This window comes from Pseudomonas sp. Irchel s3a12, assembly GCF_900187485.1.
GTDB lineage: Bacteria > Pseudomonadota > Gammaproteobacteria > Pseudomonadales > Pseudomonadaceae > Aquipseudomonas > Aquipseudomonas neuropathica.
In genome coordinates this window covers 140,976-165,911 of the sequence record NZ_FYDN01000012.1, presented here as the reverse complement: position 1 = coordinate 165,911, position 24,936 = coordinate 140,976, and the positions used below count along the sequence as shown (strand labels likewise).

At 60.6% G+C, this 24,936-nt stretch carries 23 protein-coding genes and 1 tRNA gene; 13 read left to right on the top strand and 11 right to left on the bottom strand.

The genetic code is table 11. The features are described 5' to 3' along the window. The first annotated feature begins 5 nt into the window (after positions 1-5). A tRNA-Sec gene (locus CKW14_RS20820) sits at positions 6-101 on the top strand. Positions 102-260: 159 nt separating this feature from the next. On the opposite strand, the gene CKW14_RS20815 is transcribed toward CKW14_RS20820, so the two are convergent. The 5 genes from CKW14_RS20815 to CKW14_RS20795 form a co-directional block, all read right to left on the bottom strand. After that, entirely contained in the window at positions 261-617 is a 357-nt protein-coding gene (locus CKW14_RS20815; protein WP_095126042.1) for a DUF6124 family protein, read from the bottom strand. 619 nt (positions 618-1,236) lie between these two features. Continuing rightward, the gene (locus CKW14_RS20810) at positions 1,237-1,596 is read right to left on the bottom strand and encodes a DUF6124 family protein (protein ID WP_095126041.1); all 360 of its coding nucleotides are present in this window, start codon (positions 1,594-1,596) and stop codon (positions 1,237-1,239) included. Between the two features lie 579 nt (positions 1,597-2,175). Continuing rightward, complete coding sequence (locus tag CKW14_RS20805) at positions 2,176-3,471, bottom strand: OprD family porin (RefSeq protein ID WP_095126040.1); 1,296 nt, start codon at positions 3,469-3,471, stop codon at positions 2,176-2,178. Positions 3,472-3,673: 202 nt separating this feature from the next. Further along, on the bottom strand, positions 3,674-5,377 hold the full coding sequence (locus CKW14_RS20800; protein WP_095049057.1) for an amidase: 1,704 nt from the start codon (positions 5,375-5,377) through the stop codon (positions 3,674-3,676). Between the two features lie 312 nt (positions 5,378-5,689). Further along, on the bottom strand, positions 5,690-7,072 hold the full coding sequence (locus CKW14_RS20795; protein WP_095126039.1) for an aspartate aminotransferase family protein: 1,383 nt from the start codon (positions 7,070-7,072) through the stop codon (positions 5,690-5,692). Positions 7,073-7,229: 157 nt separating this feature from the next. On the opposite strand from CKW14_RS20795, the gene CKW14_RS20790 reads away from it, so the two are divergent. From CKW14_RS20790 to CKW14_RS20775, 4 genes are all read left to right on the top strand, one after another. Further along, the gene (locus tag CKW14_RS20790; protein ID WP_095049055.1) at positions 7,230-7,835 is read left to right on the top strand and encodes a TetR/AcrR family transcriptional regulator; all 606 of its coding nucleotides are present in this window, start codon (positions 7,230-7,232) and stop codon (positions 7,833-7,835) included. 73 nt (positions 7,836-7,908) lie between these two features. Then, entirely contained in the window at positions 7,909-9,024 is a 1,116-nt protein-coding gene (locus CKW14_RS20785; RefSeq protein WP_095126038.1) for an AI-2E family transporter, read from the top strand. Positions 9,025-9,132: 108 nt separating this feature from the next. Then, positions 9,133-9,921, top strand: coding sequence for a DUF2092 domain-containing protein (locus tag CKW14_RS20780; RefSeq protein WP_095126037.1), 789 nt, complete (start codon positions 9,133-9,135; stop codon positions 9,919-9,921). Position 9,922: 1 nt separating this feature from the next. Next, a complete protein-coding gene (locus CKW14_RS20775; RefSeq protein WP_095126036.1) occupies positions 9,923-10,507 on the top strand; it encodes a hypothetical protein in 585 nt (194 codons plus the stop codon). On the opposite strand, the gene CKW14_RS20770 is transcribed toward CKW14_RS20775, so the two are convergent. Continuing rightward, positions 10,508-11,101 carry a hypothetical protein gene (locus CKW14_RS20770; RefSeq protein ID WP_095126035.1) on the bottom strand — a complete coding sequence of 198 codons (594 nt, stop codon included), beginning with the start codon at positions 11,099-11,101 and terminating at the stop codon, positions 10,508-10,510. A 124-nt stretch (positions 11,102-11,225) separates the two neighbouring features. On the opposite strand from CKW14_RS20770, the gene CKW14_RS20765 reads away from it, so the two are divergent. Beyond that, positions 11,226-11,870, top strand: a complete 645-nt coding sequence (locus CKW14_RS20765; RefSeq protein WP_095049050.1) for a nucleotidyltransferase domain-containing protein — start codon at positions 11,226-11,228, stop codon at positions 11,868-11,870. Here the strand turns inward: CKW14_RS20765 and CKW14_RS20760 are convergent. After that, positions 11,844-12,506, bottom strand: a complete 663-nt coding sequence (locus tag CKW14_RS20760) for an NAD(P)-binding domain-containing protein (RefSeq protein ID WP_095126034.1) — start codon at positions 12,504-12,506, stop codon at positions 11,844-11,846. The two genes, CKW14_RS20765 and CKW14_RS20760, sit on opposite strands and share 27 nt — an antisense overlap. 99 nt (positions 12,507-12,605) lie before the next feature. Between CKW14_RS20760 and CKW14_RS20755 the strand changes: the two genes are divergently transcribed. Beyond that, positions 12,606-13,493 carry a LysR family transcriptional regulator gene (locus tag CKW14_RS20755; protein ID WP_095126033.1) on the top strand — a complete coding sequence of 296 codons (888 nt, stop codon included), beginning with the start codon at positions 12,606-12,608 and terminating at the stop codon, positions 13,491-13,493. A 31-nt stretch (positions 13,494-13,524) separates the two neighbouring features. Here CKW14_RS20755 and proP read toward each other — a convergent pair whose 3' ends face one another. From proP to CKW14_RS20740, 3 genes are all read right to left on the bottom strand, one after another. Beyond that, positions 13,525-15,027, bottom strand: coding sequence for a glycine betaine/L-proline transporter ProP (gene proP, locus CKW14_RS20750; RefSeq protein ID WP_093431427.1), 1,503 nt, complete (start codon positions 15,025-15,027; stop codon positions 13,525-13,527). Positions 15,028-15,277: 250 nt separating this feature from the next. Next, positions 15,278-15,937 (bottom strand): DUF3313 domain-containing protein, encoded by a 660-nt coding sequence (locus tag CKW14_RS20745; protein ID WP_095049047.1) that lies wholly within the window; start codon positions 15,935-15,937, stop codon positions 15,278-15,280. Further along, positions 15,937-16,254, bottom strand: a complete 318-nt coding sequence (locus CKW14_RS20740) for a hypothetical protein (protein WP_093431433.1) — start codon at positions 16,252-16,254, stop codon at positions 15,937-15,939. The genes CKW14_RS20745 and CKW14_RS20740 overlap by 1 nt, the downstream gene beginning before the upstream one ends. A 148-nt stretch (positions 16,255-16,402) precedes the next feature. Between CKW14_RS20740 and CKW14_RS20735 the strand changes: the two genes are divergently transcribed. From CKW14_RS20735 to CKW14_RS20710, 6 genes are all read left to right on the top strand, one after another. Further along, positions 16,403-17,125 (top strand): response regulator, encoded by a 723-nt coding sequence (locus tag CKW14_RS20735; protein WP_095049046.1) that lies wholly within the window; start codon positions 16,403-16,405, stop codon positions 17,123-17,125. Next, positions 17,122-18,450, top strand: a complete 1,329-nt coding sequence (locus CKW14_RS20730; protein WP_095049045.1) for an ATP-binding protein — start codon at positions 17,122-17,124, stop codon at positions 18,448-18,450. Before CKW14_RS20735 ends, CKW14_RS20730 begins: the two co-directional genes overlap by 4 nt. A 56-nt stretch (positions 18,451-18,506) precedes the next feature. Next, entirely contained in the window at positions 18,507-19,796 is a 1,290-nt protein-coding gene (locus CKW14_RS20725; protein WP_095126032.1) for an FAD-binding oxidoreductase, read from the top strand. A gap of 25 nt (positions 19,797-19,821) precedes the next feature. Beyond that, on the top strand, positions 19,822-20,379 hold the full coding sequence (locus CKW14_RS20720) for a helix-turn-helix domain-containing protein (protein WP_095049043.1): 558 nt from the start codon (positions 19,822-19,824) through the stop codon (positions 20,377-20,379). 21 nt (positions 20,380-20,400) lie between these two features. Further along, on the top strand, positions 20,401-21,747 hold the full coding sequence (locus tag CKW14_RS20715) for a glutamine synthetase family protein (protein WP_095126031.1): 1,347 nt from the start codon (positions 20,401-20,403) through the stop codon (positions 21,745-21,747). A gap of 102 nt (positions 21,748-21,849) precedes the next feature. Further along, positions 21,850-22,818 (top strand): aldo/keto reductase, encoded by a 969-nt coding sequence (locus tag CKW14_RS20710; protein WP_095126030.1) that lies wholly within the window; start codon positions 21,850-21,852, stop codon positions 22,816-22,818. A 3-nt stretch (positions 22,819-22,821) separates the two neighbouring features. On the opposite strand, the gene CKW14_RS20705 is transcribed toward CKW14_RS20710, so the two are convergent. Further along, positions 22,822-24,795, bottom strand: a complete 1,974-nt coding sequence (locus tag CKW14_RS20705) for a GTP-binding protein (RefSeq protein WP_095126029.1) — start codon at positions 24,793-24,795, stop codon at positions 22,822-22,824. Positions 24,796-24,936: the final 141 nt, after the last annotated feature.

Sequence of the window (24,936 nt, the reverse complement as noted above, 5' to 3'; positions counted from 1 at the left end):
TTCAAGGAAGGCAATCGCGCCCGGTGGCGCGGCCGGGCTTCAAACCCGGTTGGGGACGGCATCCGTTCCCGGGCAGGTTCGACTCCGGCTGCCTTCCGCCAGTTTCCAACAAGCCAAAGAACGGCTGCCGTAGATTGATCGCTCCCACGCTCCGCGTGGGAATGCAGCCCGGGACGCTCTGCGTCCCATCCAGACCCGAACGCGGAGCGTCCGTTGAGGCATTCCCACGCAGAGCGTGGGAACGATCTGTATCCCCGCTACTACGGCAACTCCAGATTATCCATCACCCGATTCACCGCCAGCTCACCGAGCATGATCAATTGCGCAATCCCCAACAGCGTCCGTCGTTGCGACGCGGGTATGAGGCGGGCGAAGTCATGGGCGATGGTTCTGGCTGAGGCGAGTGTTTCGCTGGCATCGGCCAGCAGTTCTTCGTTTTTGAAGTCGGCGGTCACGGCGTACATCCGGCGGGTTTTCCGTGGCGGCGGGGTGGAACCGGGTGGGCAGAGGTAGTGATCGAGCGCGCGTTCGGCGGCGTCGTTGAGCTTTCTTGAATCGAGGGATTCGTAGGGGGAAGCGAGGTCAGTTTCGGGCGGGTTGGGTGTTGGTTTTATCATGGTGAAGCTCCTTGAGATGTGGAGCCGTCATTCCATCGCTGCTAAACGGATAGGGTGGCGGCTGTACGCGGGTTAGCAGACCAGGCTCAAGGATCCCGGCGCACCGAAGTGCCCCACGCAAAGCCGCCATAACGTAATGGCGATACTCGCGTGCCTTGAAATTTGCCGAGCTGCTAAACCCGATCGCTGATTCGTCAGCGACGGCACCACAATAGAACCCGCCCCCAAGGCGCACAAGCCGGCGGATTCTGGCGTAGCTGTAGGCAATGGCGCAAGAATTTGTAGCCTTGAAGGCGTGTCTGGAGGTGTCTTTTAAACACTGAAGTTTAAAAGACGAAAAGTCGGGCAAAGGTCTGGGGGCAAACGGGGTTTGTCCCTGATACCTGATAACGCGTTCCGCCAGTTTGCCAAAAGCAAAAGATCGCAGCCTTCGGCAGCTCCGACACCGATCTATGTAGCAGCTGCCGAAGGCTGCGATCTTTTGATCTTGCCGGTGTTGATCGTTCCCACGCTCTGCGTGGGAATGTAGCCCGGAACGCTCTGCGTCCCATCCAGAGCCGAACGCGGAGCGTCCGTTGAGGCATTCCCACCCAGAGCGTGGGAACGATCTGTACCCGAACTAATTCGGCAATTCCAGATTATCCATCACCCGATTCACCGCGAGTTCGCCGAGCATGATCAATTGCGCGATCCCCAGCAGCGTCCTGCGCTGCGACGCGGGGATGAGATGGGCGAAGTCATGAGCGATGGTTCTGGCGGAGGCGAGTGTTTCGCTGGCGTCGGCCAGCAACTCCTCGTTTTTGAAATCTGCGTTAACGGCGTACATCCGGCGGGTTTTACGTGGTGGTGGGGTGGAGCCAGGTGGGCAGAGATAGTGATCGAGGGCGCGTTCGGCGGCGTCGTTGAGTTTTTTTGAATCGAGGGATTGGTAGGGGGACGCGAGGTCTGTTTCGGGTGGGTTGGGTGTTGGTTTGATCATGGGTAAAGCTCCTTGATTGTCGGAGCTGCCACATTTCGCTGCGAAACGAAGAGAGGTGGCAGCTGTACGCAGGTTCGCAGACCGGGAATCAAGGTACCCGGCATACCCGAAGGTATCCCGCGCACAGCCGCCATGAAGCACCGTTGCATAAATCTTGATAGCAACGATTGGGTGCGCTGTGCGCCTTGATTGATCCGGGCTGCGAAACCCGATCGCTGATTTGTCAGCGACCGCACCACAATAGAACCCGACCCCAAGGCGCACAAGCCGGCGGATTCTGGCGTAGCTGTAGGTAATGGCGCAAGAATTTGTAGCCTGAAAGGCGTGTCTGAAGGTGTCTTTTAAACGCCTGAGTTTAAAAGGCGATTTGCGCTGATTTCACTGGCCCCTTCGCGAGCGGGCTCGCTCCCACAGGTTCGGCGGTGTAAACACAGCCTGGTGATCGCCGCAGAAACCTGTAGGAGTGAGCCTGCTCGCGATAACGGTGTATCAGTCAGCATGAATGTTGCTGAAAAGACGCTATCGCGAGCAGGCTCACTCCTACAGGGGAAAGTGTTTCAATTCGGGATGGGCGGTGGGTTAGAAACCCAGTGGGTACTGGATCACCACGTAGATACGGTCAATGTCATCACCGGCCTGCGCCTCGTTGGCCCGGTGTGAAACATGCGACACCTGCACCGACAGATCCTTCGCCGCGCCCGATTGCACGACGTACTTCAAATCGATATCGCGCTCCCAGTGCTTGCCACCATCGCCTTGCTGCGGTTGATAACTGCCGCTGTCAGGATCGAACGGGTTGTAGGCGCCACCCTTGGGCGCGTGGGTGCCGTCGATGTGGCTACCGCTGACGTAGCGGGTCATGAACTTCAGGCCGGGGATGCCGAAGGCGCCGAGGTCGAGGTCGTAGCGCGCTTGCCAGGAGCGTTCGTTGGCGCCGTTGAAATCGGCGTATTTGATCGAGTTGGCGAGGTAGATCGAGTCGCCGCCGACGAAATCGAACGGTGTGTCGCCATTGATCTTTTGCCAGCCGAGCATCACCGCGTGCGGGCCGAAGGCGTATTTGCCGGAGAGGCTGAACGCGGTGTTGTCGATGGCGCCGGCCAGCGCTCGGCCGGTGTCGCGGGTGTGGTAGAGGTTGGCGTCGAGCAGCACCCCGGACTGCTTGAGGTGCAGATTGCCGTAGTACTGATGCCAGGTGTCGCTCAGGTCGGAGGCATACAGCGCGCCGCCCACTGGGCTGTCGGTGAACAGATCGGCGCCGAGAAAACTGATCGCGCCGGCCTCGGTATTGGCGCCGTAGCCGTAGAAGTCGCCTCTGCCGGAGGAGCTGTCCTGGTTCTTGAAAGCGGTGAAATGCCCGGCCATCAGGTTGATGTGGTTGAACTCGGCGCTGTTGAGCAGGAAGCCTGTGGCGTACTCCGGTTGCAAGCGTTTGTCGGAGGTGTCGAACACCGGGGTTTCGACGGTCATTTCACCGAAGGCGAGGGTGGTGCGCGAGGCTTTCAGCTTGAGCGCACCGCCTGCGCTGGAGTAATCGTTTTCGCTGCGGCCATCGCTGTCGACCGGCAGCAGACCGGTCCCGGAATGGCCTCTGCCACCGTCGAGTTTCAGCCCGGCGAAGGCGTGGGCATCGATGCCGAAACCGACCGTTCCGGCGGTGAAACCGGATGAGAAAGTGCCGATAAGGCCCTGAGCCCATTCTTGTTTGTAGTTTTTGCCGGAGGGTGAGGGCGAGCGGTAGTCGTTGCTCAGGTAGAAGTTGCGGCTGAGGATTTCGCTTTTGGCATCGTCGAAGAAACCGCTGGCGTGGGCGCTGGTGGTCAGACCGCAGAGCAGCGCGAGGAGGGTGAGGCGTGAAGAGGCGCGGTCGATCATGGTCGGTGGCCAGCGGCAATTAAGATGGCTGGGATGATCGCGGGAATGTAGGGCAGGGGATTGAGCGGATGTGCTCAATGAACGGCATCACACAACCCCCTGTAGGAGTGAGCCTGCTCGCGATAGCGGTGTGTCAGTCTCGATAAATTTAACTGACAGACCGCTATCGCGAGCAGGCTCACTCCTACAGTTTTAACCGCGTTTACGCCAGCGGCGGCGTGCGTGGCGGGATCTGGCGTTTGCTGCCGGTTGATTCAAACGCGGCGGCGAAACGCAGCAGGTTCGAGTCGTCGTAGGCGCGGCCGGCGAAGGTTAAGCCCACCGGCATGCCGATGTCGGCCATCACGCCCATCGGCACGGTGACGGTCGGCACGCCGAGATGACGGATCGCCAGGTTGCCGTTGGCCACCCAAATGCCATTGCTCCAGGCGATGTCAGCCGACTCCGGGTTGACGTCCGCGTCCGCCGGGCCGACGTCGGCAACAGTCGGGAACAGCACGGCGTCGAGGCCAAGCGTGTCCATCCAGTCTTCGAGGTCGATGCGTCGGGTTTGCTCCAGGCCGCGCAGGCCGTCAGGCACGGTGCTGATTTCATTCCACGGGATGATGCCGCGCTCGGCCATGCGCACGTACTCATCCATGCCGGCAGCCAGATCGCCTTCACGGTTGGGCAGGGTGCCCGGGTCGTGCGGGAAGATTTTCGGCCCGTCGACGTCGACCAGACGATTGAGTTTCGGATCGCCGTTGGCTTGCAGGAAGTCGTCGAACGCCCACGCGGTCAGGTCCCACAGCTCATGGTGAAGGAACTCTTTGGAGACCAGCCCCCGAGTGAACACGGTTGGCGCGCCGGGGCGATCGCCTTCGCAGTTGGAGACCAGCGGGAAATCGGTTTCGATGACTTCGGCACCGGCTGCTTCGAGGGCTTGGCGCGCTTGCTTCCACAAGTCGATCACCGAGGCGCGGGTGTTGATGCGCTGGCCGGTCGGGCCTCCGATGCCCGGGGCTTCGCTGGTGCCAGCCTCAGGGTCGGCATTGATAAACATGCGCGGCACGGCGAAACGCTTGCCGGCCAGCGCTTTAGCGTCGGCGGCCAGATCGGCGTAGGCGGCGGGGCGCACTTCGCTGACGCTCGGGATCGGCACCCACGGTTGCAGACGCCAGAGGTCGCCACGGGTGTCCGGGTCTTCGGCGACGACGATGTCGAGGACTTCGAGCAGGTCGGCCATGGTGCGTGCGTAAGGCACGACGACGTCCATGGTCGGCGTCAACGGCCAGTTGCCGCGCACCGAAATCACCCCGCGCGACGGGGTGTAGGCGCACAAGCCGTTGTTCGACGCTGGGCCACGCCCGCTCGACCAGGTTTCTTCAGCCAGACCAAACGCGGCAAAACTCGCGGCAGTGGCGGTACCGGCACCGTTCGACGAACCGGAGGCAAACGGCGCGGTGAGGTAATTGGCGTTGTAAGGACTTTCGGCGCGACCGTAGACGCCACGTTGCATGCCGCCATTGGCCATCGGCGGCATGTTGGTTTTGCCCAGGCAAATCGCCCCGGCCGCGCGCAGACGTTCAATGGTGAAGGCGTCGCGATAAGCGACCAGATCGGCGAAGGCCGGGCTGCCGGACGCTGCAGTGAGGCCTTTGACCAGATAGCTGTCTTTGGCGGTGTAGGGAATGCCGTCGAGCGGGCCGAGGGTTTTGCCTTCGGCACGACGGGCATCGGACGCCCGAGCTTCGTTCAACGCTTCAGGGTTGCGCACGACCACGGCATTCAGCGCCGTTGGGGTGTCGGCGCCATCGTAGGCATCGATGCGTGCGAGATATGCCTGTACCAGTTCGACAGCGGTGGTCTGGCCGGACTCGAGCGCGGCGCGCAGTTGGGCAATGGAAACTTCGGTGACTTCGATCATGCGCTCACCGCTGTTTGAATTTGGGTGTTTTTCCTGGAGTGGGTGTTCATATCGGTTCTCGTTGCACAGCTATAAGCGACAAGGTTAAGACTGGCGCCTATTTAACACCAAGCGGCGCGCGGAGTAATCGGCGGGATTGATCTCCAACCGATTTTCCCTTTCAGGCTTACACCATTCCCTGTGGGAGCTGGCTTGCCAGCGATGGGGCCAGCCCATTCGATAATGATGTGTCTGAACTATCGCCATCGCTGGCAAGCCAGCTCCCACAGGGATTTTATGGTGTTCACAGACGGCAGGTATGACCGCAGTCGATCACAGCACCCCGTACTCCCGCGCCGTCCGATCCACCGCAATCCGCGTCTTGTCGATCAACTCATCCAGCTCCGTGCGCGTGGCGACCAGCGCCGGGGCCATGATCATCCGTCCCAATGTCGAGCGAATGATCAATCCCTCCTCAAAGCCAATCGTGCGGCAACGCCAGGCGATATCGTTTTCATTGGCAAAACGCTTGCGCGTCGCTTTGTCCTCAGCAAACTGCAACGCCGCCACCAGCCCGACGCCCTGAATTTCACCCACCAAAGGGTGATTGCCAAACACTTCGCGCAGGCAATTCTGCAGATACGGCCCGGTGTCGGTTTTCACCTGGGTGACCACACCTTCATCACGCAACGCCTTGAGGTTGGCAATCGCCACCGCGGCCGCGACCGGGTGCCCGGAATAGGTCAGGCCGTGGGCAAACACGCCACCTTTCTCGACCAGTGCTTCTGCCATGCGCCGCGACAGAATCAAGCCACCCATAGGGATGTAACCCGAGGTCAGGCCTTTGGCGATCGACAGCGTGTCCGGCTCAAAACCGAACGTCTGATGGGCGAACCATTCACCGGTGCGACCAAAACCACCAATCACTTCATCCGCACACAACAACACATCGTATTTACGGCAAATACGCTGGATTTCCGGCCAGTACGTCGCCGGCGGAATGATCATCCCACCCGCACCCTGAAACGGTTCTGCGACGAACGCGGCGACCTTGTCGGCGCCTAGCTCTAGAATCTTGTCTTCCAGTTGCCGCGCCGCTTGCAGGCCGAATGCTTCCGGGCTGAGGTTGCCTTCGTGAGCGAACCAGTACGGCTCATCAATGTGCGCGACATCGGGAATGGTCCCGCCCATCTCATGCATGAATTTCATCCCGCCCAACGCCGTCGCGGCCAGGGTCGAGCCGTGGTAGCCGTTCCAGCGGCCGATCATGATTTTCTTCTCGGGCTGGCCCATCACCTGCCAGAACTTGCGCACGGTGCGGATCAGCACTTCGTTGGCTTCGGAGCCGGAGTTGGTATAGATCGCGTGGCTGTAGTGCTTGGGCAACAGACTGAAGAGCAGTTCGGACAGCTCGATCACCGCGGGGTGAGTGGTGTGGAAGAACATGTTGTAGTAGGGCAGTTGTTCCAGCTGTGCGGTCGCAGCAGCGGCGAGATCCTTGCGCCCGTAACCAAGGTTGGTGCACCACAGGCCGGACATGCCGTCCAGGTAACGATTGCCGTCGTTATCCCTCAACGCCAGCCGATCACCGCTGACCATCACCCGCGGACCTTCCTCGTTGAGCGCCTTCTGATCAACGAACGCGTGGATGTGGTGAGCGGCGTCAGAGGCTTGGTAATCGCGGGTACTGCGGGTCGAATCGAGTTCGGCGGACATGGCGGATCTCCAGAGCAAAGGGCAAGTGAGTGAGCTCGTTGCAGCGCTGCACGGAGAAAGTTTTGTCATCTAAAAATATTTTTGTAAAGAAAATATTTGTCGGTGAAAAAAGATCTCCGTAGGCTGAGGGCCATTGGCAAGGATCATCAGAGGCAACATGAGCGGACTCAGAGAACGGCAGAAGGAACAGCGCCGGCAGGTGATTGCCGAGGCGGCGCTCGAGTTGTTCAAGCGCAACGGTTTTGCGGCTACCACGCTGGACCAGATCGCCGTGCAGGCGGGGGTTTCCGCCCCCACCGTGGTCAACTATTTCGGCGGCAAGCAGGAGATTCTGCTGGCCTTGCTCAAGCAACCCGACGAGCAAGCCATGCGCGAGGCGCGGGCGAATCTCGACGATGCCAGTGATCCGCTGGAAGCGCTGTGCGAGTTCGAAGGGCTGATGACCGATTACCAGCTACAAGCGATGCCGGCTTCGTTATGGCGAGAATTGGCGCCGTTCCTGCTGACCGGTGAGTTGGCTGAGGCGATGAGCCCGTGGAATGCCGCCGTGATCGAAGAGACCAAAGCGCTGCTTCTGCATTTTCAGCAGGCCGGCAAAGTGCGCGAATTGATCGATCTCGACGTGGTGGCGACGCTGTTCAACCAATACGCAAACATGGCGTTCATTCGCCTCGCCACGCAGGAGGTGCCGGATCGCCCTGCGCACGCCTTGCACATGCGCGGGGTTCTGAATCTGTTGTGTCACGGCATGCTGGAGCGCTAAGGCTAAAAGACGATGAGCTGGAAGTGGACTAGGCTCACAGCGGTTCAACGCTGGCCCAATCAGGAGAGCCGACATGGAAGACAAACCGCTGATAACGTTTCAGAGTTCCAGAGCATTGCTCGACGTGCTCATTCGAGCCGGCCTGATCACCGTTCTGGTGCTGTTCTGCTACGACATTTTCCATCCGTTTCTCAATGTCATGCTTTGGGCGCTGATCCTGGCCGTCACGCTGTATCCGCTGAATCAGGCTCTGGGCGCTAAACTCGGTAATCGCTACGGTTGGGCGGCAATCATTCTGGTGCTGCTGGGCCTGGTGATTCTGATGCTGCCGTTGAGCCTGCTGGGTGCTTCGATCGCCGATTCGATCAAGGGCAGCATGCACACGTTCGAAGCGGGGCAGTTCGAGATACCGCCGCCACCGGCCAGTGTTGAAGGCTGGCCGTTGATTGGCGCGCCGCTTTACGGCATCTGGATGCATGCGTCACAGGATCTGAGCTGGGTGTTTCAGGAACTGGCGCCACACCTCAAGGACTGGAGCAAAGTGGTGTTGCATCAAGCCGCCGGCGTCGGCGCAGGCATCGTGGTGTTTGTGATTGCCTTGATCGTTGCCGGGCTGATCATGCATCACGGCGAGCGCGGCCACCGCACAGCAGTGGCTGTCACCACACGCATTTCCGGGCCGGTGCGCGGCCCGCAGATTGCCCAACTGTGCACGGCAACCATCCGCGCCGTGGCACAGGGTGTGGTCGGCATCGCCTTTATTCAGATGCTGCTGGTCGGCGTGGCACTGGTGGTCATGGGCGTACCGGCGGCCGGTGTTCTCGCCTTGATGGTGCTGCTGCTGGGCATCACCCAATTGCCGGTGTTGCTGATCACGCTGCCCATCGTGATTTATGTCTTCGCCGTGGACGGGGTCAGCGCCGGCACGATTATCTTTGCGGTGTGGATGGCGATTGCCGGGCTTGCCGACAACGTGCTCAAACCGATGCTGCTGGGACGCGGCGTCGCGGTGCCGATGCCAGTAGTACTGATCGGCGCGCTAGGGGGCATGGTCACCAGCGGCATTATTGGTTTGTTCACCGGGCCGGTGATTCTGGCGGTTGGCTATGAATTGTTCATCGGCTGGGTCTATCAACCGGCCGATATCACCGAGCTTCTGGAGAGCCAGCGCAAAGAAAATCTACCGTGACACTCATCCCTCTCGCTGACGCATTGGCGTACACCTTAGCGGACGTCTAGGCTGGTCAGTCAGTCGCCCTTCGGGCGCAACGCCCACGCAGGGACAGGAGCGGAACCGATGAAAGCCCCAGCCAGTATTGTCTGCCTGATGTTCACACTGGTTCTCGCGCCGGGAGTCCGCGCCGAAGACCCGCCGGCGGCGCCCCCTCCCGAGACCACCGACGACGCGCCGTTGATCAACCCGCAAGTGGTCGACAAGCTCATCGATATGGGCGATTACCTGCGCAGCCTGCCGAAATTCCAGGTCGACGCCCAAGTCTCGCGCGACACGGTTCTGGAGTCCGGGCAGAAGATCAAGACCGAGTCCGCCAACACCCTGAAAGTGGTCGGCCATGATCGCCTGTATGCGAAAAGCGAAGGCGATGTGCGCACCCGCGAGTTTTTCTATAACGGCAAAAAACTCACCCAGTATTCGCCGTACCTGAAGTACTACACCACCGTCGACGCCCCGGCCACGGTGGCGGAAACCCTGCACAAGGTCGAAAACTTCTACGGTGTGCAGGTGCCGATGGAGGACCTGTTTCTGTTCGGCAGTGATCAGGCGCAGATCGATGCCTTGAAAGCCGCGTTGTACGTGGGCCCGTCGGTCATCAAAGGCCAGCTCTGCGACCATTTGGCGTTTCGCCAAGAGGGCATCGACTGGCAATTGTGGCTGACCCGCTCCGACAAACCCTTGCCGTGCAAGCTGGTGATCACCACCACCGACGATAAGAGCTTCCCCGAGTACAGCGCGGTGTATCAGTGGAACCTCAAGCCGACCATTCCGGACACGCAGTTCACCTTCAAACCGGGCAAAGGCGATGTGGCGATTGCGTTTAAAAAAGCCAGCGATCAGGGAGGGCAGTGACATGAACAAGTCGATGACGTGGAGTTTGTTGTTGTCGCTGGCCGCCGCCACGCTGCTGACCGCCGGTTATGTCGTCGAAGCCGATGCCCGGGGGCAACGCGCCCAGGGGCATGCCCGCGCCAACGTCAACCGCGCGCCGGCGCCGAATGCGCAACGGGCGCAGCGGATCAATGCGCCGCAGCGCACCAACAATGTCAGTGCCGGTAACCGGGTCAATTCGGGCAATCGGGTCAATTCGGGTAACCGGGTCAATGCCGGCAACAACGTTGGTAACCGTACGAACGTCAACAACGGCAACCGAAACGTCAACATCGACAACAGCCGCGATGTCGATATTGATGTCGACGGCCATGGCCGTTATGGCTACGACGATCACTACCATCCGGTGGCGGTCGCAGTGGCGGTAACGGCAACCGTCGCGGCCACTGCGGCGGTGGTAGGGGCAATCTTTACCCCGGCGCAAATGCCCAGCAGTTGCGTGCAGGTGATTCAGTACAACGTCGCCTACATGCAATGCGGCTCGACCTGGTACCAGCCGCAGTATCAGGGCAGTGATGTGACGTATGTGGTGGTCAATGCGCCTTGATCAGGCTTTCGGCACCCACGCTTGCATCTGCGCCAACATGCCACGGCCGCCTCGGCGTAACCCGGTAGCCAGGGTCAGCCACGACAGCTCAGTAACGATGACGTGTGCGGCAGGCACCAGTCGCACTTCACCGGCAGTGCTGCCCGCCGGGCCACCGTCCGGCATGAAAATCGTCAGCCAGTCATCCACGCTCTCAACGATCAGGCACAGGCGAAAGCCTTCGCCCTCGGCAATCAGGCCGACCTTGGAACCGTCCTCGTTTTCCAGCCCGGCAAACCGCGCCGTGGTGTCCTTGAACAACTGGTAACCGGGCAGGTTGCTGAGCAGCTTGTTTTCCGTGGCCTCCAGCGCCCGCGCCGCCGCAGACGTGCGTGCCAGCAGCCCGGCGAGAAAACACAGGACGATCAGGCCCAGCAACGTCGCCACACTCACCAGCGTCACGCCCGCCACGTCATAGCCTTTGAACATCGGCAACAACTTCTCCATCGGCCCGCGCAGCAGGTGGATGGCTTTTTCGATCAGCACGACAATCAGCACCAGCGGCAGGATGAACAGCAGCCCGCCGATCACGGTGGTCTTGATGAACTTGAACATGACGGCTCCTTGAATGACGTGCGATCCGTTTCAAGGCTAGCTGATAAAAATCTTGAGCCGGGTGGTGAAAGCGGTTCGAATGGCGCACTCCCGTTATCCATCAATAGAACAACGAGCCTGAGACATGACGACAGCCCGGCCGCTGGTGCCCGATCAAGAGCAATGGCAACCCTGGACACCTGACGAATTGGCCCGACGTCTGAGCGCGGTAAACTACCCGTGGTGTGTAGTCGGCGGCTGGGCGCTGGACTTGTGGCACGGGCGGCAAACCCGGACTCACAATGATCTGGAGTTCACGGTGTTGCGGGCGGATTTTGCGTGTTTTCGTCAGGCGCTGAGCGATCTCGACTTCTACGCGGTGAAGGACGGTACGTTCCAGGTTTTGTCAGCGATTTGCTTGCCCGCCGCAGACATTTTTCAGGTCTGGGGATACGACCGCGCCGCACAGGCCTGGCGCGTGGATGTGATGATCGAACCAGGCACGCCGGACACCTGGGTTTATAAACGCGATCCGTCGATTGTCTGTTCACGCGCCGACATGGTGATGCGCAGCACGGCCGGCATTCCGTATCTGCGACCTGCTGCCGTTCTCTTGTTCAAAGCCAAGCACACGCGCGCCAAAGACCGCAGCGATTTCGCCATGGCTTTACCGCGGATGTCGGTGCAGGAACGCGTGTGGCTGGTTCGACATTTGACGCTGTTGCACCCGGAGCACGACTGGCTGGACGCTGTTCAGGCTTTATCAGCGCCGCCAACTGCCCAAGGGTAACTCGACCTCGCGCTCGGCAGCAGCCAGGGCTATCTCCAGCCCGGACTTGTCCAGCGGCGCGCAGTAAGCCGGTTTCGCCCGCTCGAATCGCCAGCTCTCATCGAGGCCTCCGGCGTCGACCGCATCGAAGCCGAGTTCGTCCAGCAAACCCACGACCAACGCCTTGGCGTCAGCGTCATCTGCGGCGACGGGCAGGGCGCGCCGCTCGCTGGAGCCGTGCGGGCGGGCATCGGTGAGCAAGTCCGCGGCGAGGATGGCATTGAACACCTTGACCACGGTGGCGCCCTGCAGATGCTCGGCGAGCAAACGGCTGGTGGTGGTCTGGAAGGTGTCGAGTACGGCGATGTGTCCGTCGCGATCGGGGTAATAGTTGTTGGCGTCGAGCACGATTCTCCCTTCGAACCAGGCTGGCGGCAGGCTCGGGATGTGTTCGTAGGGGATGGCCAGCAACACCACGTCGGCAAACTGTGTGGCCTGTTCGGCCGTGCCGATCTGGCAGCCGGTGATGCCGGCGAGCACGCTGCTCATGGTCTTCGGGCCGCGTGAGTTACTGAGCATTACTTCGTGCCCGGCGGCGAGGGCGATTTGCGCGACGGCGCGCCCAATGAATCCGGCTCCAACGATTCCAATTCGCATGGTGTGTTCCTCTGTCAGGTGGGGAGCCACTATGATGATTCATGACCAGATGCAGATAAATTGCACTCTGTTACTTACTTTCGCTAACAGGAGTTTCGAATGGATCGGCTGACCAGCATGGCGGCTTTCGTGATGGCGGCCGAAGCGGGCTCCTACGCCAGTGCCGCGCAACGCCTCGACATGTCGGCGCAAATGGTTGCCAAACACGTGGCCGCCCTTGAACAGCGGCTGGGTGCGCGGTTGCTCAATCGCACCACGCGCCGGCAGAGCCTGACCGAACTGGGCCAGGCCTACTACGAGCGCTGCAAGCACATCGTCACTGAGGCAGAGACCGCTGATTCGCTGGCGCAAATCATGAATGACACGCCGCGCGGTAAGCTCAGGATCAGCGCGCCGGTAACCTTCGGTTCGTACAGCCTGATGCCGTTCATGACCGCGTTCTTGCGCGAATTCCCTGAAGTGGAAATTGATCTGCACCTGACAGACCGTGCGGTGGATCTGGTGGAGGAGGGGTTTGAGGTGGCTTTCCGGATCGGCCCGTTGGCCACGGCTAGCCTCACCGCCAGGCCCTTGGCCGCGTATCGCTTGATTGTCTGCGCGGCGCCACGCTATCTGGCAGAACACGGCACGCCGCAAGTGCCCGCCGATCTGCAACAACATGAGTGCCTGGGTTATGCCTATTGGTCACGGCCTGCCGATCACGAGTGGTCGTTTTTCAACGGTGCGCAGGTCGAGCGCGTGCCGGTGAGCAGTCGCTTGCACGTCAACGAGAGCAAGGCGTTGTTGTCAGCGGCGGTGGATGGTTTCGGGATTGTGCTGGGGCCTGCCGACTTTCTTGAACCGGCATTGCGCAGAGGCGAGTTGGTGAGGTTGTTGGAGGGGTTTGAGGCGCCGAGCAGAGCGATGCATCTGCTGTACACGGCGCATCGGCAGAAGACCGCGAAAGTGCGCCAGTTCATCGATGCCGCGGTCAGCCGATTTGGCTGACCGGGCGATTTGGATGAGTGAATAAAACGACTCAGTTAATTCGCGGATGCTGCTGCACCAGTTCCTTGCGCTTGGCTTCCAGCGCGGCGATTTCGGCGTCGATGTCTTCGATCTTCTGCTCGATGTTGTCGTGGTGTTCTTGCAGCAGTTCCTTGGCTTCCTCGAGGTCCGAGGCTGCCGGCGCGGCACCGCGCAATGGCTTGTTCGCGGTTTCCTTCATGGTCACCCCGGTGGCCAGACCGATCACGGCGATGACCATCAGGTAATACGCCGGCATGTACAGATTATTGGTGCTCTCGACCAGCCACGCGACCACGGTCGGAGTCAGGCCGGCAATCAATACCGAGACGTTGAAAGCTGCCGCCAGCGCGCTGTAGCGAATGTGCGTGGGAAACATTGCCGGCAGGGTGGAGGCCATGACACCGATAAAGAAGTTCAGCAGCACGGCCAGCATCAGCAGGCCGGCGAAGATCAAACCGATCTTGCCGCTGTTGATCAGCATGAACGCCGGAATCGCCAGAATGAACAAACCGATGCTGCCAACCACGATGAAAGGCTTGCGGCCGATCTTGTCGCTGATGAAGCCAATCGCCGGTTGTACGAAGAGCATGCCGACCATGATCGCGATGATGATCAACACGCCACGGTTTTCGCTGTAGTGCAGATTGTGCGAGAGGTAACTCGGCATATAGGTGAGCAGCATGTAGTAGGTGACGTTGGTCACCGCCACCACGCCGATGCAGGTCATCAGGCTGCGCCAGTGTTTGGTCGCGACCTCTTTGAACGAGACTTTCGGGCCACCGGCGAGGCCTTCGCGATCGCCTTGCTCAAGCTTTTCGACGTGCTGCTGGAACGCCGGGGTTTCTTCCAGGGCGTGACGTAAGTAGAGGCCGATCATGCCCAGCGGCAAGGCGAGGAAGAACGGCAGACGCCAGCCCCATTCCTCGAACTTCGCTTCGCCGAGCGTAGTGGAAATCAACACCACCACGCCGGCACCGAGGACGAAACCGGCAATCGAGCCGAAATCCAGCCAACTGCCGAGGAAGCCACGCTTGCGGTCCGGCGCGTATTCGGCGACGAAGATCGACGCACCGGTGTATTCACCGCCCACTGAGAAGCCTTGGGCCATTTTCGCCAGCAACAGCAGGATCGGCGCCCAGATGCCAATCGAGGCATAGGAGGGGATGAGGCCAATGGCGAAGGTGCTCAGCGACATGATCACGATGGTCGCGGCGAGGACTTTCTGTCGCCCGTACTTGTCGCCCAAGGCGCCGAAGAACAAGCCGCCCAGCGGCCGGATCAGGAAGGGCACCGAGAACGTCGCCAGCGCGGCGATCATCTGGGTGCCGGGGTCGGCGCCGGGGAAGAACACTTTGCCGAGCACATAGGCGACGAAGCCGTAGACACCAAAGTCGAACCATTCCATGGCATTGCCCAGGGCGGCTGCGGTAATCGCTTTGCGCATCTTGGCGTCGTCGACAATGGTGATGTCGTTCAGGCCGATCGGCTTGACGGTTTTCTTGCGTGATTTCATCCGGGTCTTCTCTTTGCTGATCCATCGTGCCGCGTAGATGCCATCTTTTTGATGGCGCGTACTCTTTGGCTCAGATACATGAGGACACGAAATAATTCACTGCTCGGCGCTTTTTTTCCTTGCACACCTGTGTAGGAGCTGCCGAAGGCTGCGATTGATCGTTCCCACGCTCTGCGTGGGAATGCAGCCGGGGACGCTCCGCGTCCCAATAAGATCGCAGCCTTCGGCAGCTCCTACAGGGGATATGTGTTTACCGGCGGATGGCCGTATACGATTGCCGCAGGTCGCTGGCCCAGCCATCCAGCACAACCTTGACATCATCGGCGGTCAACACCTGCTTGTCGTTCTCCAGCGGCACACCGGTGCCTTTGCGCACCACTTCGGCAATCACCTCGCCGGTCGAACCGTCCTCGAACGACACCTCGGTGGCGACTTGGCTGTCCTGATCGCGGATGCCGGTCGCCGTGCTCACACCGGCAGCGACGAGGGTGACCGGCAGCCACTCATAAAAGCGCAAACCCTGAGTGCTGGTCGCCACTTGGGTGATGGCGGGGCGCACCACCAACGTGTTCGGCCCCGGTTGGTTGACCAGATGCATCACCTTGCCTAATTCCAGTCGCAGCGCCGCATCGTAGTAGTCAGTGACCCCGGACAGCGTGCTCAGCGGAATCCGCGACGTCGGCTCGGCACTTGGGTAAAACTGGCTTGGCGCCAGGTAAACCTGGGTATATCGGCCCCGGGCGAGTGCCGGGCTGACCCACGCCAGGACAGGCTGGCCGGACGGCGACTGGCGCTCGGCCAAGACGCTGTAGTCATGCAGAAAACCGCTGTGTTCGACCTTGTTACTGCTGCAGGCGGACAGGCTCAGGGTGGTGGCGAGGGCCAGCGACAGCGAATGCGTGCGGGTCATTAACGGGTTTCCTTGTGAGGTTGCGTGGCGATGCTGTCGGAACATTCGATGTGCAACTGGCCGTGGCTCATGATCCATTGGATCAGGTCGGCGGCAGCAATGCTGTGGACGTATTCGACCCAGTGCGCATTGGTCGGGCTGAACTGCTCGAAGTAGCGGCGCAGGACGATGCGGCTCTGATCGCTGGAAACGCTCAGGCACGACTCCTGAAACACAATCGGCGTGTCGGGGCCGAGCGCGGCGGTGCGCTGGCTGAGGATCAAGGGACGATTGCTGTTGTGCCCCTCGGCGCAATGGTTGTCGTTCAATAGCTTCATGCGAACCCCCTTGGATTGGAATGGCCGCAGAATGCCCGCGAGGTTTTGCCAGAGAATGTCCGCTTGATGTCTGCTGCGTAGAAATGTTGCTCGATTGAAATAAATGACCCGGGCGCCGAAATGGCTTTAGATTGGCTTTTTTTGGTGCATGGATTCTGTAACTGTGAGCAGACTGCTGTTCGTCGACGACGACGTGGAAATTCTCGCGCTGCTGAAGAAGTTCTTCGTGCAGCACGCCTATGAAGTCGACGTGGCGCCGCACGGCGAGGCTATGTGGGCGGCGATCGCACTGAACCGGCCGGACACGATCATTCTTGATGTGATGATGCCCGGCGAAAGTGGCCTGAGCCTGTGCCAGAAGGTGCGCGCGCAGTTGGGCATTCCGATCATCATGCTCACCGCCATGGCCGAACTGAGTGATCGCATTGTCGGGCTGGAACTGGGCGCGGACGACTATCTGACCAAGCCGTTCGCCCCACAAGAACTGCTCGCTCGCGTACGTGCCTTGCAGCGTCGCGCCGCTGAACAGCGCAACCCGGTCGAGCCTTCCCGCCCGGTGATCGCCTTCGCCGGTTGGCATCTGGACATCACCTGTCGTGAACTGCGCTCACCGGAAAACGTGATGATTCCGCTGTCCGGCGGCGAGTTCGATTTGCTCGTGGTGTTCCTCGATCATCCACAGCGCATACTCACCCGCGAGCAGTTGATCGACCTGACCCACGGCCATGGTCACGACGCTTTTGATCGCAGTATCGATGTGCAAGTCAGCCGCCTGCGGCGCAAGATCGAGCCGGACAGCAAGCGCCCGGACCTGATCCGTACCGTGCGCAACGGCGGTTATCTGTTCACCGCCAAGGTCAGCCGCTCGTGATTCGCCGACTGTGGCGTGGCGACACCCTGCGCCGGCGCATCGCCCTGACGATCATTGCGGCAATGGTCGCGTCGCTGGCGTTGAATGCACTGTTCGTGCAAGTCGCCGGGATCTGGGCGCGGCCACCGATTGAACGCACCGGCCTGCTCGAGCAAATTGCCGCGACATCCCGGGTGATCGAGGCAGCCCCGGCCAACCTGCGCCCGCAACTGGCCGCTGCGGCGAGCAGCGCCATGCTGCAAGTGTCGTGGAAAGCGCAGCGCGCGGACTTCGATCTGCCCAATGACGGCCTTCGCCTGCCAGCGAGCAGGGTGCCGGTGCTGCAGCAACTGCTGGGCAATGATCGAAAAATCGAGGTGTTCAGCCCAGGCGACTGGCCGAACGGCAGTGCCCAGGCGCATTACGCCGCCGTCGTGCAATTGGTCGATGGCAGTTGGTTGTCATTTATCCCGCCGGAGCGCAGTTGGGGTCTGGAATTTGGCGTGCGTATCGTGATCGTCATCGCGTTGGGACTGATTGCCACATTGCTCGTCGCCTGGGTCGCCACCCGGCAACTGGCCAATCCGTTGCAGCGCTTCACGCGTGCCGCCAGAAGATTTGGCACCGACCTGCGCGCACCGCCGATCAAGCTCGAAGGCCCCGACGAAATTCGTCAGGCGATCATTGCCTTCAACACCATGCAGGCGCAGATCCAGCATTTCATCGCCGAGCGCACGCACATGCTGGCGTCGATCTCCCATGATTTACGTGCGCCGCTGACGCGCATGCGCTTGCGCAGCGAATTTATGGAAGATCTCGATCATCAGGGCAAACTGATTCGCGACGTTGAAGAGATGCAGTCGATGATCAACGCCGCGCTCGCGTTCTTCCGCGAAGACACCCACCGCGAGCAGACCACGGCGTTCGATCTGTCGGAGCTGCTGCAAACCATCGTCGATGATTACCGCGATCAGCAGATCAATGTCGACTTCGGCGGCCCGGCGCATCTGGTGTATGAAGGCCGGCCACTGGGGATCAAACGGGTGGTCGTCAATCTGTTGGAGAATGCGCTGAAGTATGCGCAGCGTCCGGTCATTGCGTTGAAGCGTGACGAGTATTCGATTCGCATCGAGATCAGCGACGAAGGCCCCGGCATTCCCGAGGTGGCGTTGGAGCAGGTCTTCGATCCGTTCTTTCGGCTGGAGACTTCGCGCAATCGTGACACCGGCGGTGTGGGTCTGGGTCTTTCCGCAGCGCGAGCCATCGTCCGTGAGCAGGGCGGTGAATTGACGCTGAGCAATCGCAAGAGCGGAGGGTTGATCGCGAAGGTCGAGTTGCCTGTGTGAAATTTCTTCTGTAGATTTTCATGAAATTACAAGAAACAAATTTCATGGGGTCGTGAATGTTTCAGCAATCCAGCCAGCACGTCGACAGCTATTACGCCCACAGTTGCGCCGATATTCTGCGCCATCGGCCGGCGCTGGAAGGCGAACATGACGTCGACGTGGTGATCATCGGCGCCGGTTTCAGTGGCCTGCACACCGCGCTGCGTCTGGCCCTGGCGGGCAAACGCGTGATCGTGCTAGAGGCCAGTCGCGTGGCGTGGGCGGCCTCGGGGCGTAATGGCGGGCAGGCGATTCTTGGCTGGTCGTGCGATATGCCGCCGCTGGAAGCCGCGCTCGGTTATGAGCGGGCCAGACGGCTTTGGGATGGCATGCGCTGGGCTGCCGACGAATTGCGCGAATTGCCCGGGCGCCATGGTTTCGATTGCGACTATCGCCCCGGGCATTTGTGGACGTCGGTGATGCCACGGCGGGTCAGCTTGCTCAGCGAATGGCAACACGAGGCCAGTCACAAGTGGGGCCACGATGCTTTGCAGTTCATTCCTCGTGATCAATTGCCCGAATGGGTGGCCACTGATCGCTATCAGGCCGCGCTGTACGACCCGCAAGGTGCGCACCTCAATCCGCTGAAACTGGCGCTTGGGCTGGCGGCCGCCATCGAGCGGGCCGGCGGGCGTATCCACGAGCAAAGCAAGGCGTTGAGTTATCAGGAGGAGGGCGACGGTTTCCGGGTCAACACCGCGCGCGGCTCGGTGCGCGCCGATGTGCTGGTGCTGGCGTGCAACGCTTATCTCGATGAACTCGACCCGCAACTGTCCAGTTGCATTCTGCCGGTGGGCACTTATCAGGTCGCCACCGCACCGCTGACGCCTGAGCAGGCCAAGGCGCTGTTGCCGCGCAATGTCTGCGTGACCGACAACCAGTTCGTCCTCGATTACTTCCGCCGCACGCCGGATAACCGCTTGTTGTTCGGCGGCGGCTGCACTTACCTGGGCGGCATGCCCAAGGACATCGCGGCGGCGACGCGGCCGTTTCTTGAGCGAGTGTTCCCGCAGCTCCAGGGTGTCGGCATCGAGTTTGCCTGGGGCGGGCATATCGACCTGACGATCAACCGCACGCCGGACGTTGGCGGCGAGGGTAACCGTTATTGGCTGCAAGGTTACTCGGGCCACGGCGTCCTGCCGACATTGGCTGCCGCACGTGCGGTGTCCAATGCGATCCTCGGCGATAGTGATGAATTGGCGCTGTACCAGGGCTTGAGCAATGGCCGTTTCCCCGGTGGCAAGCATTTCGCGGCACCGCTGGAAGCCATCGGTAAGGCCTGGTATCGACTGCGCGACAGCATTTGATGAGACTTTTTTTGGAATCGCGGCCATGAACAAGCAAGAAGAAATCGCCGCGCTGGCGATCCTCATCCACGACCTGCGCAAGCACAAGAAGTGGACCCTGAAAGAGCTGGCCGACAAGATCGGCCGTTCGGTCGGCTTCCTGTCGCAGGTCGAGCGCGGACTGTCGCGCCCCACCGTGGCGGACCTGACCGCAATCAGCGAAACCTTCGGCGTGCCGACCACGTATTTCTACAGCCTGCCCAAACCCAAGGAATTGCCGTGGGTGACGCGCCCGGACGAGCGTCGCACGCTGTATTACGCCAATGGCATCACCGACATTCTGGTGTCGCCGCAGATCCGCGCCTCGTTCTCCATGCTCGAAAGCCATCTGGAAGCCGGCGCGAGCAGCGGTGATCGCCATCTGACCGACAGCTCGGAGCAGGGCGGTTATGTCCTCGAAGGCGAGCTGACCTTATGGCTGGGCAACGACGAAGAACCGATCACGCTGAAGGCCGGCGACAGCTTCCAGTTCGACAGCCATACCCGCTGCCGCTACGGCAACCTCTCCGAGCAGCTGACCCGCGTGCTCTGGGTCTACACCTGATCACAACAAAGGATGAACACGATGGACGCTGTCTGCGCTGACCTGCTCGCCGAAGTGCGTGCCTTTCGCCAACGCTACCCCGAGGTGCGTTATGTCGATCTGATTTGCCTGGACATTCCCGGGCACTTCTATGGCAAGCGTTATCCAATCGACATGCTCGAAAAAGTCGCCGCCGGCAGCGTACTGAAGCTGCCGCAGAATTGCGTACTGTTGGGCGTGCAGGGTGGTTTGTTCCCGATTGGCGATTACTGCTTCAACGACGGCGATCCGGATGCCGTGCGCCGTCTGGTGCCGGGCACACTGAAACCGGTGACATGGGAAGCGCAGCCGCTGGGGCAGATGCTGATCACTTCCGACGGCACTGAAAAGCCGATCGAATTCGAACCCCGTGAAGTGCTCGCACAGGTGCTTAAGCGCCTGGCGCGCAAAGGCATTCACCCGGTGGTGGCCTTTGAGCTGGAGTTCTACCTGTTCGATAAAAAGCTGCGCGACGGTCTGCCACAATTCCCCCGCGACGACCTGACCGACGACGCCGATGATCAACCGAACCTGCACATCGAGCGGCTCTCACGCTTCGCGCCGGTGTTGGATGAAATGGTCGAAGCGACGCGGGCGCAGGGCATCGACGCCACGGTGATTACCGCTGAACTCGGCCCTGGACAGTTTGAAATCAATTTCGGCCATCTCGACGACGGTTTGCGTGCGGCGGATTGGGCGGCGTTATTCTGCCGCAGCACTCGAGGTGTGGCGCTCAAGCATGGTTATCGCGCCAGTTTCATGGCCAAGCCGTACTTGCAGCATCCGGGCAGCGGCATGCATGTGCATGTCAGTTTGTACGACGCAGCCGGCAATAATCTGTTGGCGGCCAATGAGCAGCAGCCGCTACGCCATGCAGTCGCGGGGTGTCTGGAATTGCTGCCGCACAGCATGCCGATCTTCGCGCCGAACCAGAACTCAATGCGCCGATTGGGCGGCACGGTGAACACCGCGACCAAAGCCAGTTGGGGTTTTGAGGATCGTGATGCGTGTTTGCGGATTCCCGAGTCGGACGCAAAGAACCTGCGGGTTGAATATCGCTTGGCGGGGGCGGATGCCAATCCGTATCTGGTGCTGGCGGCGATTCTGGTGGGGCTTGAACACGGGCTGGAATCGGCTAAAGAACCGATCACACCGCTGAATGAAGACCGCAACAGCGGGATCGATTTTCCCAAGGAAATGTTAGAAGCCGTGCGTGCGATGCAGCATCAGCCGCAGTTGCGTGAGGGCTTGGGCGCAGAGTTTGTGGATGTATATTGCGAGAATAAACGCCAGGATCATTTGGCATTCATGCAGGAGATCAGTGCGCGGGAGTACCGGTGGTATTTGTGACACCTGCAAAGCAGTCAGCCTTGAAGGGGGCAGGTGCCGAGACTCCACTATACTGCCCCGCGACATCATGGAAGCTTCGTAACAGGGACGGCGATATCGATCATGAACTACAGACGACTGGGACGCTCGGGACTCAAGGTTTCCGCGATTGCGATGGGAACCGCACAATGTAACTGGTGGGTCGACGAGCCTACCTCACGCCGCTTGTTCGATGCCTATGTCGAAGCGGGCGGTAACCTGATCGACACCGCGGATGTCTACCCGGTTCTGGGCGACGGTGTCGGTGGCAAGGCTTCCGAGGCGTTCGTCGGACGCTGGTTGAAAACCACGGCCAGGCGTAATGAGGTATTGCTGGCAACGAAGGTGTCCGGGCGCATGGGGCCTGGGCCGAATGACGAGGGGCTTTCCTGGCGGCACATCGTCAAGGCTGTGGAGGGTTCGCTGGAGCGATTGCAAGTCGACTGCATCGATTTGTATCAGGCCCATGATGACTACGATGATATTCCGGTCGAAGAAACCCTGCGCGCCTTCGAACATCTGGTGCAGCGGGGCATGGTGCGTTACGTCGGTTGCTCCAACTTCAAGGCCTGGCGCCTGATGAAATCACTGGCGATCAGCGAGCGCAACGCACTGGTCGGCTACGTCAGTGTTCAAGAACGCTACAACCTGCTCGAACGGTGTCGTGTCGAATCCGAACTGCAGCCATTGTGCGTGGAAGAGGGCGTCGGACTCTTGCCGTATAACCCGCTCGCCAAGGGCTTTTTGTCTGGCCTGTACCACCCGCAGGCAGGATTGCCGGATTCTCCGCGCGCGCCGGGTGTACAGAGAGATTACTTCAACGAGCGCAACTGGCAGATCCTTGAATCACTGCGCCGGATTGCACGGGACTGCGACAGCACCTGTACGCAAGTCGCACTTGCCTGGTTGCTGGCGCAACCTGCGGTGGTGGCACCCGTGGTGGGGGCCAGTACTGTCGAGCAATTGCGCGAGATCATGGCGGCGCCACAACTGCACCTGCCGGCCGCCGATGTCAGTCATCTCAATCAGATCAGCCAACCGCCGGTTCAATAGCCATCAAGCACTGCTTGCCGGCCGTCCGGTGCGCAAGCCCAGTCTGACTTGCCGCAGGTAATCCTGGCGATTGTAAGGGTTGGCCAAGGTGCGCTCCCGGCGAGGCGCAGTGCCCGTGACTGGCGTATACGTGGCCAATTGGCTTTCCATAAAACCAAGGCCGCTGGTGACATCGGGTATCTGGTGCTGCAACTTGTAGATTCGCGTGGTGACGATCGAGCCTTCGATCCGCGCGGTCTCTGCGTCCAGCGTGGTGCCATGGATTGTGGCCCCGGCCTTGGCCAGCAAACCATGCACCGCGCTGCTCAAGGCCGCCGGCACTTCGATGCTGAACTGGCTGCGCGGCTCGCAGACCGCGGTGCCGGCGCGGCTGATCGCTGCAGCCAGTACCAGCGGTGTGAGGTGTCGAAAATCAGCCGCAGTGCTTGAGGGCGATGCATAGTCGACGGTGGTCAATATCACCTCGCAATCGTGAACCATCCAGCCGCACGGGCCTTCCTTGAGACTCTCGAAGACCGATTCTTCAATCGCTTTGTAGAAGCTCGTCGGCATCAGCCCGGCATGGGCTTGACGAATGAATGTGAGCCCCGATCCTGCCGTCCCTGGACTGACACGAATACCGACGGTGGCGAGAAACGGGTTGTCGGGTTCATCGATTGATTCCTGGGCCTGACCAGACGCTTGCAAGGTTTCAACGCAGATCGCCGAGCTTTCCTCGAAGACCGCCTCGATGGCGTACTCCTCTTGCAGCGTGGCCTGGATGATTTCCTTTTGCACCTCGCCGTACAGCGAAACGAACATTAGCCCCGCCGGGTTTCGGCGCAAATCGATCAGTGGATCCTGTTCGGCCAGCAGGCTCAATGCTTCCCAGAGGGCTTTGGTCTGCGCTGGCAAAGCGGCTGAAACATGGGTTTCGATCGCCGGCGGGGTAAAGGTGCGCGCGGCTGTGTTGCGTTCTCTGCACGCGCCGATCCGATCGCCGATGCGCACGCCTTCAAGCCCGGTGACGCAAGCGATCTGGCCTGCGCGGGCAAGCGTTGCCGGTTGCAGACCGCCGCTTTCGGAGACCTGAATGGCGGTGATCCGGCTGGTGCCTTGCGGCGTCTCGATCGATTGGCGTACGTGCAGCGTGCCGGCCTGGACACAGACATGAAAACGCCGGTGCCCACCCCAGCCCCGGTCGATCTTGAATACCGAGGCAAGCACAGGTGCCTCGGCATCGTGACATCTGGCCGGGGCCAACCGCGTGAGCGTCTCGATCATCTGTGCGACGCCAACACCGGTAATGGCGGACCCGGCAAACACCGGATTGACCAGGCCTCTGCCCAGTTGCTCGCGCACCACTTGTTCAAGGCGCGAACCGTCGATTGTTTGCGCCGCCGTCACGTAGTCGTGCAACAACGTCTCATCGTGTTCGCACAGCACGTCCAGCCACTGTGACGTGACCTCGGCTGACGCCTGATCAATGCGTTCGACCGTGGCCTGTGCCGTGCCGGCGTCTCGCACAGTGCACAAGGCCAACGGGTGACTCTTGAGCTGAGCCTGGAGAGCCTCCAGGGTGCGCAGGAAATCGGCGCCTTTACGATCAACCTTGTTGATGAAGAAAACATGAGGTATCGCCATTCGTTGCAGGGCGTTGACCAGTACCCGGGTTTGCGCCTGAACCCCCTCGACGGCCGACACCACGACGACGGCGAGGTCGAGCAAGGCGAGCGTACGCTCCACCTCGGCAATGAAATCCGGGTGCCCGGGGGTGTCCAGCAGATTGATCAGCAGGTGGTTGAGCTCGAACGAGGCCACGGCGGATTTGATCGTGATGCCGCGCTCCCGTTCCAGCAGCAGGCTGTCGGTGCAGGTGTTGCCCGAATCCACACTGCCCAGGCGCAAACGCGCACCGGCATCGAACAGGATCCGTTCGGTAAGGCTGGTCTTGCCGGCATCGACGTGCGCGAGGATTCCCAGATTAAGGGACTTCATGGTTGATCGCTCCTGATCATACGGCTGACGAGGCGGGTGTCGGCCGGTCGAACTCCATTCGAATGCGCTGTCCCACGGCGGATACATCCAGTTACCACCGGTGACGGTTGTTTAAACTAGTTGAGGTTTGTAGGTGCGTCA

Excerpts from the sequence above, each read along its gene's own strand:
- CKW14_RS20805 (WP_095126040.1), bottom strand. The coding sequence starts at position 3,471 with ATGATCGACCGCGCCTCTTCACGCCTCACCCTCCTCGCGCTGCTCTGC.
- CKW14_RS20745 (WP_095049047.1), bottom strand. The coding sequence starts at position 15,937 with ATGACCCGCACGCATTCGCTGTCGCTGGCCCTCGCCACCACCCTGAGC.
- CKW14_RS20720 (WP_095049043.1), top strand. The coding sequence starts at position 19,822 with ATGAACAAGCAAGAAGAAATCGCCGCGCTGGCGATCCTCATCCACGAC.
- CKW14_RS20790 (WP_095049055.1), top strand. The coding sequence starts at position 7,230 with ATGAGCGGACTCAGAGAACGGCAGAAGGAACAGCGCCGGCAGGTGATT.
- CKW14_RS20810 (WP_095126041.1), bottom strand. The coding sequence starts at position 1,596 with ATGATCAAACCAACACCCAACCCACCCGAAACAGACCTCGCGTCCCCC.
- CKW14_RS20725 (WP_095126032.1), top strand. The coding sequence starts at position 18,507 with ATGTTTCAGCAATCCAGCCAGCACGTCGACAGCTATTACGCCCACAGT.
- CKW14_RS20735 (WP_095049046.1), top strand. The coding sequence starts at position 16,403 with ATGGATTCTGTAACTGTGAGCAGACTGCTGTTCGTCGACGACGACGTG.
- CKW14_RS20815 (WP_095126042.1), bottom strand. The coding sequence starts at position 617 with ATGATAAAACCAACACCCAACCCGCCCGAAACTGACCTCGCTTCCCCC.
- CKW14_RS20760 (WP_095126034.1), bottom strand. The coding sequence starts at position 12,506 with ATGCGAATTGGAATCGTTGGAGCCGGATTCATTGGGCGCGCCGTCGCG.
- CKW14_RS20785 (WP_095126038.1), top strand. The coding sequence starts at position 7,909 with ATGGAAGACAAACCGCTGATAACGTTTCAGAGTTCCAGAGCATTGCTC.
- CKW14_RS20710 (WP_095126030.1), top strand. The coding sequence starts at position 21,850 with ATGAACTACAGACGACTGGGACGCTCGGGACTCAAGGTTTCCGCGATT.
- CKW14_RS20705 (WP_095126029.1), bottom strand. The coding sequence starts at position 24,795 with ATGAAGTCCCTTAATCTGGGAATCCTCGCGCACGTCGATGCCGGCAAG.
- CKW14_RS20800 (WP_095049057.1), bottom strand. The coding sequence starts at position 5,377 with ATGATCGAAGTCACCGAAGTTTCCATTGCCCAACTGCGCGCCGCGCTC.
- CKW14_RS20775 (WP_095126036.1), top strand. The coding sequence starts at position 9,923 with ATGAACAAGTCGATGACGTGGAGTTTGTTGTTGTCGCTGGCCGCCGCC.
- CKW14_RS20795 (WP_095126039.1), bottom strand. The coding sequence starts at position 7,072 with ATGTCCGCCGAACTCGATTCGACCCGCAGTACCCGCGATTACCAAGCC.
- CKW14_RS20780 (WP_095126037.1), top strand. The coding sequence starts at position 9,133 with ATGAAAGCCCCAGCCAGTATTGTCTGCCTGATGTTCACACTGGTTCTC.
- CKW14_RS20715 (WP_095126031.1), top strand. The coding sequence starts at position 20,401 with ATGGACGCTGTCTGCGCTGACCTGCTCGCCGAAGTGCGTGCCTTTCGC.
- CKW14_RS20770 (WP_095126035.1), bottom strand. The coding sequence starts at position 11,101 with ATGTTCAAGTTCATCAAGACCACCGTGATCGGCGGGCTGCTGTTCATC.
- CKW14_RS20740 (WP_093431433.1), bottom strand. The coding sequence starts at position 16,254 with ATGAAGCTATTGAACGACAACCATTGCGCCGAGGGGCACAACAGCAAT.
- CKW14_RS20755 (WP_095126033.1), top strand. The coding sequence starts at position 12,606 with ATGGATCGGCTGACCAGCATGGCGGCTTTCGTGATGGCGGCCGAAGCG.
- CKW14_RS20765 (WP_095049050.1), top strand. The coding sequence starts at position 11,226 with ATGACGACAGCCCGGCCGCTGGTGCCCGATCAAGAGCAATGGCAACCC.
- proP (WP_093431427.1), bottom strand. The coding sequence starts at position 15,027 with ATGAAATCACGCAAGAAAACCGTCAAGCCGATCGGCCTGAACGACATC.